Origin of the sequence: Bifidobacterium sp. 2450, from assembly GCF_041900695.1 — a bacterium.
Taxonomy (GTDB): Bacteria; Actinomycetota; Actinomycetes; order Actinomycetales; family Bifidobacteriaceae; genus Bifidobacterium; species Bifidobacterium longum.
Genome location: NZ_JBHEEA010000004.1, coordinates 16757 through 31049 on the forward strand (window position 1 = coordinate 16757; position 14293 = coordinate 31049).

The 14293-nt window shown below is 58.4% G+C and carries 12 protein-coding genes, 1 tRNA gene and 1 pseudogene; 4 read left to right on the forward strand and 10 right to left on the reverse strand.

Features of this window, described 5'->3' with window-relative positions; translation table 11 throughout:
• Positions 1-5: 5 nt before the first annotated feature.
• On the reverse strand, positions 6-1280 hold the full coding sequence (locus ACEUKI_RS02335) for an ABC transporter substrate-binding protein (RefSeq protein ID WP_071474302.1): 1275 nt from the start codon (positions 1278-1280) through the stop codon (positions 6-8).
• A 365-nt stretch (positions 1281-1645) separates the two neighbouring features.
• Here ACEUKI_RS02335 and ACEUKI_RS02340 point away from each other — a divergent pair, with 365 nt between their 5' ends.
• A complete protein-coding gene (locus tag ACEUKI_RS02340; protein WP_374156456.1) occupies positions 1646-2689 on the forward strand; it encodes a LacI family DNA-binding transcriptional regulator in 1044 nt (347 codons plus the stop codon).
• 8 nt (positions 2690-2697) lie between these two features.
• Here the strand turns inward: ACEUKI_RS02340 and ACEUKI_RS02345 are convergent, their stop codons facing one another.
• Complete coding sequence (locus ACEUKI_RS02345; protein WP_374156457.1) at positions 2698-3897, reverse strand: iron-containing alcohol dehydrogenase; 1200 nt, start codon at positions 3895-3897, stop codon at positions 2698-2700.
• 358 nt (positions 3898-4255) lie between these two features.
• Positions 4256-5605, reverse strand: a complete 1350-nt coding sequence (gene xylA, locus ACEUKI_RS02350) for a xylose isomerase (RefSeq protein WP_374156458.1) — start codon at positions 5603-5605, stop codon at positions 4256-4258.
• A gap of 205 nt (positions 5606-5810) precedes the next feature.
• Here xylA and ACEUKI_RS02355 point away from each other — a divergent pair, with 205 nt between their 5' ends.
• Positions 5811-6137 (forward strand): MFS transporter, encoded by a 327-nt coding sequence (locus tag ACEUKI_RS02355; RefSeq protein WP_256867027.1) that lies wholly within the window; start codon positions 5811-5813, stop codon positions 6135-6137.
• A gap of 19 nt (positions 6138-6156) precedes the next feature.
• Positions 6157-6465 carry a permease gene (locus ACEUKI_RS02360; protein WP_179133606.1) on the forward strand — a complete coding sequence of 103 codons (309 nt, stop codon included), beginning with the start codon at positions 6157-6159 and terminating at the stop codon, positions 6463-6465.
• 18 nt (positions 6466-6483) lie between these two features.
• On the opposite strand, the gene ACEUKI_RS02365 is transcribed toward ACEUKI_RS02360, so the two are convergent.
• From ACEUKI_RS02365 to ACEUKI_RS02395, 7 genes and pseudogenes are all read right to left on the reverse strand, one after another.
• On the reverse strand, positions 6484-7284 hold the full coding sequence (locus tag ACEUKI_RS02365) for a hypothetical protein (protein WP_115770763.1): 801 nt from the start codon (positions 7282-7284) through the stop codon (positions 6484-6486).
• A 922-nt stretch (positions 7285-8206) separates the two neighbouring features.
• Positions 8207-8626: a peptide deformylase gene (locus ACEUKI_RS02370; protein ID WP_080785946.1), complete on the reverse strand. Its 420-nt coding sequence runs from the start codon at positions 8624-8626 to the stop codon at positions 8207-8209.
• A gap of 7 nt (positions 8627-8633) precedes the next feature.
• Positions 8634-9482 carry an aldo/keto reductase gene (locus ACEUKI_RS02375; RefSeq protein ID WP_374156459.1) on the reverse strand — a complete coding sequence of 283 codons (849 nt, stop codon included), beginning with the start codon at positions 9480-9482 and terminating at the stop codon, positions 8634-8636.
• 105 nt (positions 9483-9587) lie between these two features.
• Positions 9588-9758 (reverse strand): annotated as a pseudogene (locus ACEUKI_RS02380) (MFS transporter); the annotation flags it as partial.
• 90 nt (positions 9759-9848) lie between these two features.
• Positions 9849-10379, reverse strand: a complete 531-nt coding sequence (locus ACEUKI_RS02385) for a MarR family winged helix-turn-helix transcriptional regulator (RefSeq protein ID WP_374156460.1) — start codon at positions 10377-10379, stop codon at positions 9849-9851.
• A 241-nt stretch (positions 10380-10620) separates the two neighbouring features.
• Positions 10621-11571 (reverse strand): ROK family glucokinase, encoded by a 951-nt coding sequence (locus ACEUKI_RS02390; protein WP_080785943.1) that lies wholly within the window; start codon positions 11569-11571, stop codon positions 10621-10623.
• 422 nt (positions 11572-11993) lie between these two features.
• Positions 11994-12070: transfer RNA gene (locus ACEUKI_RS02395), tRNA-Asp, on the reverse strand.
• A gap of 333 nt (positions 12071-12403) precedes the next feature.
• Between ACEUKI_RS02395 and ettA the strand changes: the two genes are divergently transcribed.
• Positions 12404-14083, forward strand: coding sequence for an energy-dependent translational throttle protein EttA (gene ettA, locus ACEUKI_RS02400; protein WP_080785942.1), 1680 nt, complete (start codon positions 12404-12406; stop codon positions 14081-14083).
• Positions 14084-14293 lie beyond the last annotated feature (210 nt).

Here is a 14293-nt window from a genome sequence, read left to right on the forward strand (position 1 = left end):
CAACGTCAGCCCTTGGCTGCCGCGTCCTTCATCGCCGTCACGATGTCAGCCGGAGTGCCCTGGCCGGACAACATGTTCACGATGCCAGCGTTCAGCGCATTACCGATGTTGCCACCCAGAGCGGTATCCATCCACAGCTTCATGTCGTCGGAGTTGTTGAGCGCCTCAATGATCTGCTGCAGATTCTCGTCAGCCACCACATCGTATGCCTCGACGGAAGCCGGAATAGTAGAGAATGCAGTGGCATACTTCTCCTGCCATTCCTTCTCGCCCATGAAGTTGACGAAGTCGATAGCAGCCTGCGGTGCTTCCGGATTCACCGAGAAGCCGGTTGCAGCACCCATCAATGCACCGGCCTCACCCTTGCCACCGTCAACAGAGGGGAAAGCGAAGAAGCCGAGATCAGCCATGGGTTGCTTGTCCGGGGTCAAGTCCTTGAGTACACCAGGCTCCCAAGTACCCATGAGCTCCATAGCAGCCTTATGATTGGCCAGAAGGCCCGCGGAGGAGCTTGCACCCTGCTGTGCAGTGGTGGTCAAGTAGCCTTCATTGAATGCATCCATATCAGCAAGTTCCTGAAGGTCTTCGCCAGCCTTGGTCCAGCACTCATCAGAGAAGTCCTTCTCATTGACACCCTTGTTGTAGGCATCAGTGGAACACTCGCGCAGAGACAGCCAATAGTACCAGTGGCCAGCGGGCCATGCATCCTTGCCACCAAGAGCAATCGGATCGATGCCGGCGCTACGCAGCTTCTTCACCGCATCTTTCAGTTCACTGAAGGTGGTAGGTACCTCGCCAATACCGGCCTGCTTGAACAAATCCTTGGAATACCAGATGCCGCCAGGCTGGACAGTGACAGGCACGCCGTAGATTTTGCCGTCATATGTAGTGGAGCTCAATGAGGATGCCATCTGCGTCTTAATGGTGTCGGAAATCTTGTCGGTCAAATCCATCGCCTGACCTGCATCCACCATGTCCTTGGTCTTGGCTCCACCGAGGGCCATATACACGTCCGGACCAGAAGACGGATCCTGCATGGCGGTGGTCAACTTGCCTTCGAAGTCCTCATTCTGAATGGTTTCAATCTGAACAGTCACTCCGGGATTCTTTTCTTCAAAAGCTTTTGCGAAATCCTCCCAGTACTGCTTGCCATCACCAGAGGTGGCGTTGTGCCAAAAAACGATGGTGTTATCGTCTGCGGAATTGCTGGTGCCGCACGCACTCATGCCGAAAAGCGTGGCCACTGCAAGAGTCGCCGCAGCAACGGACTTGAACTTCATTGTCGTCTCCTTATTGTTCTTGACCAGCATGAAACCGATCCGCGATTTACGAAAGTTTCGAAAGGTATATCAGCCAGTTACATATCTAACAGCTGGTAATTAATGATGTTTTCAGTGAAACCTCGCCGTTTCACCTATTCCATCAACCTTCTTTAACTTTATCGAAAACTCGCTTTACGTTTTCGATACCTTTATCATAGAGAGCCTTAGTCTGACGGTCAAACGAAATTTATATCGGCTTTTTTACTATCAAAATCGTTGAAATTCCAACCTTTTTCACTTATGTACACCATTCTTTATCGTCAAATTGACTTTACGAAAGTTTCGAATATACTGATACCAACATTCTCTGATGAAGGCGGTCAATGATGGCGTCGGCAGAACAGCGCAAAAGCAACGACGAGAACAAGGTCAAACTTGCAGACATCGCCAAACAGACTGGCTACTCACTGGCCACCGTGTCCAAAGCCCTGAACGGCAAGGCGGATATTTCGGAGGCGGCCCGGCAGGCCATTGACAAAGCCCTGAAAGACAACGGCTACATTCGCCGCGTCTCCCCCTCCCGCAAACAACGCACCATCGAGGTGGTATTTCGGGATTTCGAGACCATTTGGGCGCTGGAGGTGCTCAGGGGCATCATCACGGAGGCCAAGCCGCACAACATCAATGTCATGGTTGCGGAAAGTGGCGACCGGCAGCACCCCGACTCTTCCTGGGTTGAAGGCATCATCGACCGCCAGCCCATTGGCGCTATTCTGGTGTTCTCCAACTTGACGGACAAGGAACGCAGCATGTTCCAATCACACGGCATTCCTTTCGTCGTCTTCGACCCTTCCGGCAATCCGGCATTAGATGATCTCTCCGTACAGGCGGACAACTGGATGGGCGGCGTCATCGCCACCCGTCATCTGCTGGAACTCGGCCACAAGCGCATCGGCATCATCACCGGACCGGATGAAATGCTCTGCTCACGTGCCCGGCTTGACGGCTATTCGGCGACCCTCGCCGAACGCAATATCCCCACCTCTCCCGAACTCATCACCGAAGGCGATTTCACCACGCTAGGCGGTTACGAAGGAGCCATGGCGTTACTTGAAGACGAACAAAGTCGCCCGACCGCCATCTTTGCAGGCAATGACCTACAGGCCATGGGCGTTTACGAGGCGGCCCGTCAACTGAAAATCCGTATCCCCGAAGATCTGTCCGTTATCGGATTCGACGATATACAGACCGCCGCGTACATGGGCCCGGCGTTGACCACGGTCCGCCAGCCATTGCAAGACATGGCCGCCACTGCAGCCCGCATGGTCATCGATACCAATGAAGGACGCAAGATTCAGAAGCGCGTGGTTCTTTCTACGTCTTTGGTGGTGCGGGACAGCACGCGGCGGCTCAAATCACGGGATTAGTCCAACCGTCAGAACGACACCGGTTCCTTGCATGCCTCGAGAATCGCTCGGGCATCGTCACGGTGAATCTGCACGAATGAGCCGCCGGCCTCACCGGCATGATCGGCGTACTTGTCGAGAGAGGCGGGATCGTCGGGCACGCCGGCCTCAGAAAGAGTCAGCGGCGCACCTACGCGACGCAGGAAATCGACATAGCGATCAATGCCTTCCTCGGCCACCGTGCGATCGGTTTTGCCGGTGGGCGTCACCCCCCACACGTCGACCGCCCAGCGGGCAAAGCGAGCCGTCACCTCATCGTTGACCAAATACACGTATGCCATCCAATGCGGGTGGACCACAGCCAGACCAGCACCGTGAGCGATATCGGTGTATGCGGACAGCGCGTGCTCGATGCCGTGCGTCACCCAATCCTCTTCCTTGCCGCGCGAGATAATGCGGTTCAGAGCCAACGTGGAATCCCACATTGCATTGGAGCGAGCCTCATAATCTTTCGGATCGGACAAGCACGCTCGCCACGAACGCAGAATATGACGTTGGATTCCCTCGGCGATTTCGTCGGAAAGGTTGTCGTCCACCGGATAGGAGAAATACTGCTCACACGTGTGGCAGAACATGTCCTCGAAGCCACACACCGTCTGTTCGGCGGGCAATGTCATCAGGTAGCTTGGATCCAGCACGGAGAACCTGGGCATCAGCGGGAACGACGTATAGCCGAGCTTGCGGTTACGTTCCCAATTGGTGAGCACGGCCGCATCTCCCATTTCCGAGCCCGTTGCCGCGGTGGTGAGCACCACGCCAACCGGAATCAGCCCTTCAGGTGCCGGTTTGCCGGTTTCGATGTAGTCATCCCACAAATCCTCATCATCACCGATGCCGGAACCCAACGAAATAAATTTCGCGCAGTCGATTACCGAGCCACCGCCAACGGCCAGAATCAGGCCGACGCCATGCTCCTTGACCAGTCGTACGCCTTCCAGCGCTTTGTCCAATCGCGGGTTCGGCGTAACGCCGGGCAGCTCGATGATTTTGCGCCCGGTTCCTGCCAGCGCAGCCATCACATCGTCATAGGCACCGTTGCGTTTAATCGATCCGCCGCCATACACCACCAGAACGGCGCCCTCGACACGCTCCACCTCCTGTGCGATATGGCGCGCCTGCCCTTTGCCGAAGTAGATCTTCACCGGGTTACGGAAAATGAAATCTCGCATGCGTAACTCCTTTGTTGTGCTGATGTTCCCCTGAGAACAGCTTATCTTCTCCTGCCGCCGATATGTTCACCGTCGCCAACACGTCACCGTCAACGCACCCCTCCGCGAACATGTTCGCCCCCACCCCAATCCACCCCCCCCAACCCCGCCACAACCAGAAAACCGCCCTTGGCGACGTTGCCTCAGGCGGTTTTCCAGCGGAAGGAGAGAAAGGAGAAAGAAGGAATGGAAAGGTGCCATGCGGGCATAACACAACACCGCACATGGCGAAACTATCGAATCAGCCCATCGGGCGCACTGGCATCATAATTGATGTGTACACGCCCGATGGAGCGAATTCAATCGGTCAGACCGATGGTCACTCGACCTCAGCCAGGGCATCAATGATGTAGTTGTTGATGGTGGCCTTGACGGACTCGAGGTGATCGGACTTGGTGGCGGCGATGAGCTCGGACTGCGGCTTGTCGAGGCTGTAGGCTTCGAGGTCGGCCAAGGTGACGTTGCCCTCGTCGATGTCCTTGCCGATGCCGGAGTCGTAGGAGCTGTAGCGCTCGGCCTGAAGATTCTGGATGAAGCCGTCCTGGTTCATCTTGTCGGCAACCAGCAGGCCGGCGGCGTAGGCATCCATGCCGGCGATGTGGGAGCGGAACAGGTCCTCCTCGTAGAAGGAGGTACGGCGCGGCTTGGCGTCGAAGTTCAGACCACCGTGAGGTCCGATGGAGCCGGCCTGCAGGACTTCCCACATGACGGCGACGGTCTCGTACAGATCGGTCGGGAACTCGTCCATATCCCAGCCGATGAGCTTGTCGCCCTGGTTGGCGTCGAGGGAACCGAGGAAGCCGGACTCGCGGGCCACGCGGATCTCGTGCTGGTAGGTGTGGCCGGCCAGGTTGGCGTGGTTGCCTTCCAAGTTCAGCTTGAAGACGTCGGTCAGGTCGTGGTTGCGCAGGAACTCGATGGCGGTGGCGGCATCGAAGTCGTACTGGTGCAGCGTCGGCTCCTTCGGCTTCGGCTCGATCAGGAACTGGGCCTCAAAGCCGATTTCCTTGGCGTAATCTGCGCACATGTGGAAGAACTTGGCGATGTGGTCGGTCTCGCGCTTCATCTCGGTGTTCCACAGGTTCTCGTAGCCTTCGCGGCCACCCCAGAACACGTAGTTCTCGGCGCCCAGGCGCTTGCCGATCTCCAAGCTCTTCTTGAGCTGGCCACCGGCGTAGGCGTAGATGTCGGCGAACGGAGAAGTGGCGGCTCCGGACACGAAGCGCGGGTTGGTGAACAGGGAGGAGGTGTTCCACAGCAGCTTGACGCCGGTGGACTTCATGTTCTCCTCGATCTTGTCGACGACCTTGTCGAGGTTGGCGTTGGTCTCGCGCAGGGTGTCGCCTTCGGGGGCGATGTCGCGATCGTGGAAGCAGAAGTACTCGACGCCCAGCTTCTGGAACAGCTCGAAGGCGTAGTCGACCTTGGCCAGAGCCTGATCCATCGGATCGGTGTACTTGTAGTACGGACGATGAGCGGTACCGGTACCGAACGGATCAACCAGCTCCTGGTTCATGGTGTGCCACCATGCAACGCCGAAACGCAGCCAGTCCTTCATCTTCTTGCCGGCAACAACCTTGTCAGCATCGTAGTAATGGAAAGCAAGGCCTTCCTTCGGTCCCTTAGCGCGGCCGACGTACTCAACCTTGTCAACATCCCACAGACCCATTTGGGCGCTCCTTTGCAGTAGGCGATATTACGGATTGCAGGACTAATAATAAAACGAGCGAACTAAATTTGTCAAATGATTGAATTAATACGCCGCCTCTCAGCGTGTTGCTAGCCATTGCAATGGTTTTCGAATGCAGTCAAGGCACAAGATAGTATGAGCAAGCCAAGAAAGACGACTCAGCCAAGAAAACGAGGCTCGATAATTGACGTCACGCAATTCCTCGCCGGCCACCGCTGAGGCCGGCTCCACCACCCCCGCCAACTCCGACAGCACCACCCCTGCCAACACCACTGCCATGGTCATCACCCTGATGATCGGCTCGTTTGTGGCCATTCTCAACCAGACGCTGATGATTTCCGCACTGCCCACGTTGATGCATGAATTCGATGTGCCCAGCAGCACCGTGCAATGGCTGACCATCGGATTCATGCTCACCAACGGCATCATGATCCCGATCACCGCGTTCCTCATCGAGACCTTCACCACGCGCCAGCTGTTCCTGTACGCGATGGGCATATTTGCAGAATGATCTTGGCGTTAATGCACTGGTGTCCGGTCTGGTGATGATGCCGAGCGGCATCGCCATGGGCATCCTGAACCCGGTGGCAGGCAAGATGTATGACCGTATCGGTGGCCGGCCGCTCGCCTTGCTGGGCTTCGCGATCATGACGTTTGCGGCTGTGCTGCTGGTCACCATCATGAACACGCACACCGCGGCGGCCATGCGCACCGGAGTGCCGGAAGCGGCGGCATCGGCCATTGGCATGCGGGCTTCGTTCCGCACGGTCGCCATTGTGTGCGCGGTCCGTTTGGTCGCATCCCTCTTCATTCGCGACCGTGGACGTCGCCCCGGCTAGCAGCGTTAAGCGATTCATTCATCGATCGTAGGCTTTCCTGATGATCTCATCCAACGTGCCAGCATTACGCGCCTTTTCCATATCCTCCCAGTCGAGACCGGTGTCTTTGGCTCGCCCGTAAAAGAATCGCACGAGCCCCGCGAAATCCGGCTTAAATCCGTTGCGCTGAAATGTGCGAACCAGCGAATCACCGATTTCTGGGTCGTCGGGCCTGCGTGCCTCATAAATCGGAATGGCGCATGACCTCCATGCTCCTCGAACATGCGCAATGCGATTGACGATCACGCCACCGTGCGCACCGTCATATTGCGCGGCGGCATGCGGGTCCGCCACCTCGTAGGTGCCGCCGTGGATCATGTCTTCGAGTATGATGCGCCCCGTGACCGCTCTGGCATCACGAATCCAGAACATCGACGCGAAATTGGTGTCGTCAAGTTCGCGAAAATCACGTATTTCACGTGCGCCAATCCACGAGTCACTGTCATGCATGAATTCAGCCAAAGCCAGAAACGGTGAAATGCCTACGCTTGGGCCATATTCCAGTTCGATGCGTAGATCCTCGGATTCGTCGCCGGTCAGTCCCACGCCGCTGACGGCGCAGTCATAGGCAAACCAATCCCAGAACCACCATTCGATCCTTTGCAGTACCTGCTTCGGATACTTTTTGCATGGGTTCAGATTCACTTCGTGATAATATGTGCGTCTCGCTTCGGCATAGACGGCGAGATTGCAGCGTTTGAACATCTCGGCTACGTCTTTGGTGTCCAGCATTGCTGGCAAACCGGCATTTTCGGCAGTAGTAGTGGTTGCGGTGCTCATGGTGTTTCCCCTTCATGTGATGTGGACGGCGGGCTACGCTGCCCGCCGTGAGGCACACTGTATGACGTTCGTGCGGTGGCCCGCAAGCCCGCATGGCGAAATGGTGGATAAGTGGAAAACCCAATGATTCCAAGGGGTATGGAATGTGCATAACAGTGGCTACCGTCGGTGGATAACCGCACTTTCTTGCAGGTTATCCACTGATTGCGCAGCTGTTATCCACCGTCTCTGGGTTATCCACATCGCCTCTGGCGTGTCGTCCACTGTCAGCAGTCGATTTCTGCTTCGTTTGGCGTGTATAAGTGCACGGTGAAGTGTATAACTCCGCGCATTAGGCATATTTGCTACTGAGAAAGGTCCCGAAATCGCCTTCGAACGCATAGCTACACTCAGCAGATATATTCAGCATGGCAATAGACCCACTTAGGCACCAGCGAATGATTTTCCCCCGCTTATAGAGTCGGCAAAGGCCCAACACCTGTCCCAACGCCGACGCTACTGCACTGGCAGCGTCGGCAGAGGCCCACAACTTGGCACAGCAACGACGCTAAAACCGCCCAGCATCGTTACACGTCCAAGTTTTGGCCGCTAACGACGCTTAATGAACGCTTAGCGTCGGCAGCAGGTCACGCACTGGTTCTCCACCGACGGTAGCGCTCCTTAGCGAAGCCAGCCCGCCACTCTTTGGCACATCACCGACGCTGAGAGAACCTCCAGCGAAGCCAACCAGCCAACCGCTGACAACATGACACCACCCACACCCCTCAGCGAAGCCAACCAGCCAGCGCATGGCACCCCAACACCGATGAGAACACCCACCCCACCAGTGCACAAAAAGGCTGGTCATAGCGGTTGCGATGCAATCGCATCGTAATCGCGATGACCAGCCTCGGGAGTTGGGCTGCAACGAGCACCGAATGAATCAGATGATGATGCCGTTGCAGTGATCAACTTCGTGCTGGATAATCTGCGCGGTCCAGCCGACGAAGGTGGCGTGGCGGGCGCGGAACCGACGGTCCTCGTAGTTGACCTCAATACGTCGATAACGCAGTGTGCGGCGTTCGCCGGTCAGGGACAGGCATCCTTCCTGGGTGTCGAAGGCACCGTCCGAAGCGGTAATCACGGGGTTGAGCATCACCGTTATGCGCCCGCCAAGGTCTTCATCCACAAAGACGATGATGCGTTTGCCTACGCCAATCATGTTGGCGGCCATGCCCACGCACCGTGAACGGTTGGCCTCCAGCGTGTCTACGAGGTCTTCGATCACCTGCTCGTCGCCGGGCCCGGCCGCTTCGGACGGCGTGCGCAAAAACGACCGCGAAGTCATAATAGGACGTTGCATGCTGGAATCACGCTTCTTCGTGCCAGTAGGGGTTCTGGCCGAAGGTGTGGCCTTCGGGGTTGTCCATCGCGGCGATATCGGCCATGTCCTGATCATCGAGCTCAAAAGCGGTCAGGTCAAGGTTCTGGCGCTGGCGTTCCGGGTTCAGGGACTTCGGGATGGCCACGTCGCCGTACTGGAGGTGCCAGCGCAAAATGGCCTGGACCACGGAAATACCGTGCTTGGCGGCGATGCGCTTCAGATCCGGATCGCGCAGCATCTGGTTGGCCCGGCCCAGCGGGCTCCATGCCTCGGTGATGATGCCGTGCGCATTGTCGTAGGCCAGCTGTTCGCGCTGCTGGAAGTACGGGTGCAGCTCGACCTGGTTGACGGCCGGCGTCACACCCGTATCGCGAATGAGCAGGTCGATGTGGCCGGGCAGGAAGTTGCTGACGCCAATGTGCTTGACCAAGCCGCGTTCGCGAGCTTCGACCAGCACTTCCCATGCCTCGACGAACTGACCCTGGCTCGGGTTCGGCCAATGAATCAGGTAGAGGTCGATGTAGTCGAGTCCCATCCGGCACACGCTCTCCTCAATGGTGAGCAGCGCCTCATCGTGAGCATGGTGGCGGCCAGGCAGCTTGGACGTGACGATGATGTCTTCGCGCGGCACACCGGATTCGCGGATGGCACGACCCACCACGCCCTCGTTCTCATAGTTGAAAGCGGAATCGATGAGTCGGTAGCCCTGATGAATGGCGGACTTGACGGCGTCCACGCCGGCCAGGCCGTTGACCTTGTAGGTGCCGAAGCCGGTGGCGGGCAGTTCGAGACCGTCGTTGGCCTTGCGGATCGGAGTGACCGGTGGTTCAAGCATGATAGTTCTCCCGCTTCTCCTGTGATGGCATATCTGTTCCATCATAAAGCCAACCAATCCGCTGCGGGCATACTATTTGACTTCCCCCATTTCCGGCGGGCGGCGAGTGGTGAGCCACTGCACCACCGAAGCGCCGATGGAGAACTCATCCATCAGCGTGGAGTAGGCGATGTTCAGTGACGTTTCCGACAGGATGCCGAGGAAGGTCAGAATCGCAAGTGAGACGACCGCGATGACGAGTTTGTTGGAGACCGGCTGCTTGCCGCCGTTAGGCAGTGTCGTTGGTTGCGTTGGACTGTGTTATCGGTCGCGTTGCCGATGGGCTGGCTACCGGTTGTACCGGTTGTTACCGGTTGTTACCGGTTGTTACCGGTTGTTGGCGTCCTGCTGCATGAGTCGCAAGGCTTCGGTCAAGGTGCGTACCGTGGTTTCGCACTGGTCCACGGTCAGCCCGCCGAGCAGCTGGCTTAGATGCGCGCGATATTCCTCCACGTAGATGCGGCGGATATCCAGGCCGCGTTCGGTGAGCGTAAGCGTCACCGCGCGGCGGTCGGTGGCATCGGCGTGTTTGACGACAAGTCCGAGGTCGGCCATTTCGCCTACAAGCTTGGTGATGCTTGGTGTAGTGACGCCAAGGAATGCGCTGACATCGCCCACGCGCGCGGTGCCGATATCCTGCCCGTTCTGTTCGTTGATATGCCAGACGGCGTCGATCACGTGAACATAGCGCGGCTTCAGACCTTTCGGCAATGCCGGCATCAGTTCGGTGATGGTTTTGGCCTTCCAGCAGGCGTCTATAAGACTGCGTACTTCCTCCACCGGCAGCCGGCCAGGCTTGGATTCGGTCGCGGACTCGATTTCGGTCTGGGATTTGCTCATCGCTGACCCAACCTCCATTTAGTTACCAATAGTCATTACCTTTAATAACTATATGTAACCTCTAGACAAACCCAACGCTCCCTTCGTCCACGTTGGGTTCCGCTATTTTCGGGAAAAACAACAGTGCGGTGATTCCCAAACGAGAATCACCGCACTGTATTATTTGCGATTATTTGCACGCCGCTATCTGCATTGTGCGCGTTATCTACGCACCGCTATCCACGTCGCCGTAAGACCGGATGCCTTGCGTTCGGCCGCGTCAGCGCAGAGCTAGGTTGGCCGCGCCGATGAGGCCGGCGTCTTGGCCGGCGGTGGCGGCGACGATCTTGGCGTGGGCACGATAGGCGCTGCCCTCCAGGAAGCGCTGGTAGTTGTAGCGGGCCGGCTCCAGCAGAATGTCACCGACGGCCACCACACCGCCGCCGATCACAAACAGATCCGGATCGAGCACGGCGGAGACGGCGGCCATCGTGCGGCCAAGCCATTCGCCGATCTTGCCGAATGCGTACAGGCCGAGCACGTCGCCTTCCTGGGCGGCCTGGGAGACCATCGGGCCTTCCAGCTTGGCGATGTCGCCGCCACACAGCTCCATGAGACGCTTGGCATCCTGCGGACGACGGCGCACGGCGGACTTGGCGAAGTTCTCCAGCGAAGTGCCCGAGGTGTAGCGCTCGGCGCAGCCGCGCAGGCCGCAGCCGCAGTGGTCGCCGTCCGGGACCATCGGCAGGTGGCCGAGTTCGGAGGCCATGCCAAAGGAGCCGCGGTACAGCTGACCGTTGATCACGATGGCGCCGCCGAGGCCGGTGCCCACGGTCAGCGCGACCATGTTGGAGCTGCCCTGACCGGCGCCATGTACGAATTCGCCCCAGCCGGCGCAGTTGGCGTCGTTTTCAACGATGACCGGCACAGCATGGTCGACCAGCGCGCCGACGTGCTCGGACAGGTCGTAGTTGATCCAGGCCGGGATGTTGGCGGAGAAGGTGAGCGTCTTGCGGTCCGCGCTCACATTGCCGGCAGCGGAGATGCCGATGGCCTCGATATCGGTGTGCCCGGCGGCCACAGCCTCGCGGTACACCTCGGCGATGTGCTGGTTGATGGCGTCGGCGTCCATCGGCGTGGGGACACGCCAGCGCTGGATGATGCTATCGTTTTCATCGCAGACGGCGGCGGCGATCTTGGTTCCTCCGATATCAATGGCGAGCGTGGTCACGGCTTACTCCTTGAAGGCTTGTGTGGCGTACGAGATAGCGAAAATAGTAATGAGTTGCCACGACCTCCCATAGCGTATTTTTCATGATTTGTCATATCTCGCGCACGTTCTGCCAATGTGACCCTGCACACGTTTTCACCATTTGTAAGTACTGTTAACGCTAACGTTGTCATTCAATAGCAAACGTTGTCATTCAGACTATCGGCGTGTCGAGCAGAGCCCAAGGCCAGCACGAAACCTTCGGTATTTCCATGCGATACGGCACCGGCATCGACTGGAACGACTTCCACACCAGGGTCGAATGGCAATCAAACGACTAAACACCAGACACACATTTTGGCCTATAACCCGACATATTTCGCCCTACACCACGAAATACGGCAAAAGAACAAAAAAGCTCCTGACATTTGTCAGGAGCTTGGTGGCGACCCCGGCCGGACTTGAACCGGTGACCTCCGCCGTGACAGGGCGGCGCTCTAACCAACTGAGCTACGGGGCCATCTGTACCTCAATGAAGCACAGGAGAACATGCTACAGCATCGCCGGACCGTGGCGCGTCGCCCGGCGCGTCGCGCCACGGCAATGCCAGGCCCATCCATTACCCCTCCAAGCCATAGCGACGCCCGCCATTCCAGCCCTTCCGATACCATGGTGGGCGGTGGTTTGGCGTGGATTCGATCGTTATGCGGACAGGGCGGCACAGGCCTGACGCGGCGCACCGCGATCCGTGATTCGGGGGCGTGCTCCGCGCTGCACACAGCGTATCCATCACAAACTAAAGACTAAAGAAACAGCGGAATTCCAACCCCTTTTTAAGGAGTAACTGCACAACATGGCAGAATTCGTATTTCAGATGATCAAGGCCCGCAAGTCTTACGGCGACCGCGTGATTCTCGATGACGTGACCCTGAGCTTCCTGCCCGGCGCAAAGATCGGCGTCGTGGGCCCGAACGGCATGGGTAAGTCCACCCTGCTCAAGATCATGGCCGGTCTGGAGACCGTGAGCAACGGCGAGGCCACCCTGACCCCGGGCTTCACGGTCGGCATCCTGCAGCAGGAGCCGCCGCTGGACGACACCAAGACCGTGGGCGAGAACATCAAGATGGCGTTCGGCCCGATTGCCGAGAAGGTCGCCCGATTCAATGAAATCGGTGAGGAGATGGCCAATCCGGACGCCGACTTCGACGCCCTGATGGAAGAGATGGGCAAGCTGCAGACCGAGATCGACGCCGCCGACGGCTGGGATCTCGACTCCCAGCTCGAGCAGGCGATGGACGCCCTGCAGTGCCCGGACCCGGACACCCCGGTCAACGTGTGCTCCGGTGGCGAGCGCCGCCGTGTGGCCCTGTGCAAGCTGCTGCTTGAGGCCCCGGACCTGCTGCTGCTCGACGAGCCCACCAACCACCTGGACGCCGAGTCCATCCTGTGGCTGGAACAGTTCCTGCACCAGTACAAGGGCGCTGTCATCGCCGTCACCCACGATCGTTACTTCATGGACAATGTGGCCGAATGGATCTGCGAGGTCGACCGCGGCCACCTGTACCCGTACAAGGGCAACTACTCCACCTACTTGGAGACCAAGGCCAAGCGTCTGGAGATCCAGGGAGCCAAGGACGCCAAGCTCGCCAAGCGACTGAAGAACGAGCTCGACTGGGTGCGCTCCTCCCCCAAGGCCCGTCAGGCCAAGAACAAGGCCCGTCTGGAACGTTACGACCAGATGGAGAACGAGGCACGGAACAACAAGAAGCTCGACTTCTCCGAGATTCAGATTCCGGCCGGCCCGCGCCTGGGCTCCACCGTGCTGGAAGCCAACCACATCCACAAGGCCTTCGGCGAGCGTGTGCTCATCGACGACCTGTCCTTCACGCTGCCGCGCAACGGCATCGTCGGCGTGATCGGCCCGAACGGCGTGGGTAAGTCCACGCTGTTCAAGACCATCGTGGGCCTGGAACCGCTGACCAGCGGCGAGCTGAAGATTGGCGACACCGTCAAAATCAGCTACGTGGACCAGAACCGTGAGGGCCTGGACCCGAACAAGAACCTGTGGGAAGCCGTGTCCGGCGGCCTCGACTTCATCGAGGTGGCCGGCGTGGAAGTGCCGACCCGCGCCTACGTGGCCAGCTTCGGCTTCAAGGGCGCCGACCAGCAGAAGCTGACCGGTGTGCTGTCCGGTGGTGAGCGCAACCGTCTGAACCTGGCCCTGACCCTGAAGCAGGGCGGCAACCTGCTGCTGCTCGACGAGCCCACCAACGATCTGGACGTCGAGACCTTGGAATCCCTCGAAAACGCGCTGCTCGAATTCCCGGGCTGCGCTGTGGTGATCTCCCACGACCGTTGGTTCCTCGACCGTGTCGCCACGCATATCCTCGCGTGGGAAGGCGACGACGACAACCCGGCCAAGTGGTACTGGTTCGAAGGCAACTTCCAGGCCTACCAGGAGAACAAGGTGGTACGCCTCGGCGAGGATGCGGCCCGCCCGCACCGCCTGCACAAGAAGCTTGTGCGCGGCTGAGATACGCCGGCATTAGTGCCACAACGCGCTTTATACGTCGAAAGCCGTCCCTCAGGGGCGGCTTTCCTCATAATTGCTCCATGGCTGCCCCGCCCCGCATCCAATAAAACCCCATAGTCGTCTACGTCAACACACTGGCAGCGCAGCAGCAACGTAGCGGCAATGCACCGCATAACCAGCCGTTTACCTTCCAAACAGTCTCGTTACATT

Bases quoted from the DNA above. Each gene is read 5' to 3' on its own strand.
- ACEUKI_RS02335 (WP_071474302.1), bottom strand. From the start codon at position 1,280: ATGAAGTTCAAGTCCGTTGCTGCGGCGACTCTTGCAGTGGCCACGCTT.
- ACEUKI_RS02340 (WP_374156456.1), top strand. From the start codon at position 1,646: ATGATGGCGTCGGCAGAACAGCGCAAAAGCAACGACGAGAACAAGGTC.
- ACEUKI_RS02345 (WP_374156457.1), bottom strand. From the start codon at position 3,897: ATGCGAGATTTCATTTTCCGTAACCCGGTGAAGATCTACTTCGGCAAA.
- xylA (WP_374156458.1), bottom strand. From the start codon at position 5,605: ATGGGTCTGTGGGATGTTGACAAGGTTGAGTACGTCGGCCGCGCTAAG.
- ACEUKI_RS02365 (WP_115770763.1), bottom strand. From the start codon at position 7,284: ATGAGCACCGCAACCACTACTACTGCCGAAAATGCCGGTTTGCCAGCA.
- ACEUKI_RS02370 (WP_080785946.1), bottom strand. From the start codon at position 8,626: ATGCAACGTCCTATTATGACTTCGCGGTCGTTTTTGCGCACGCCGTCC.
- ACEUKI_RS02375 (WP_374156459.1), bottom strand. From the start codon at position 9,482: ATGCTTGAACCACCGGTCACTCCGATCCGCAAGGCCAACGACGGTCTC.
- ACEUKI_RS02385 (WP_374156460.1), bottom strand. From the start codon at position 10,379: ATGGAGGTTGGGTCAGCGATGAGCAAATCCCAGACCGAAATCGAGTCC.
- ettA (WP_080785942.1), top strand. From the start codon at position 12,404: ATGGCAGAATTCGTATTTCAGATGATCAAGGCCCGCAAGTCTTACGGC.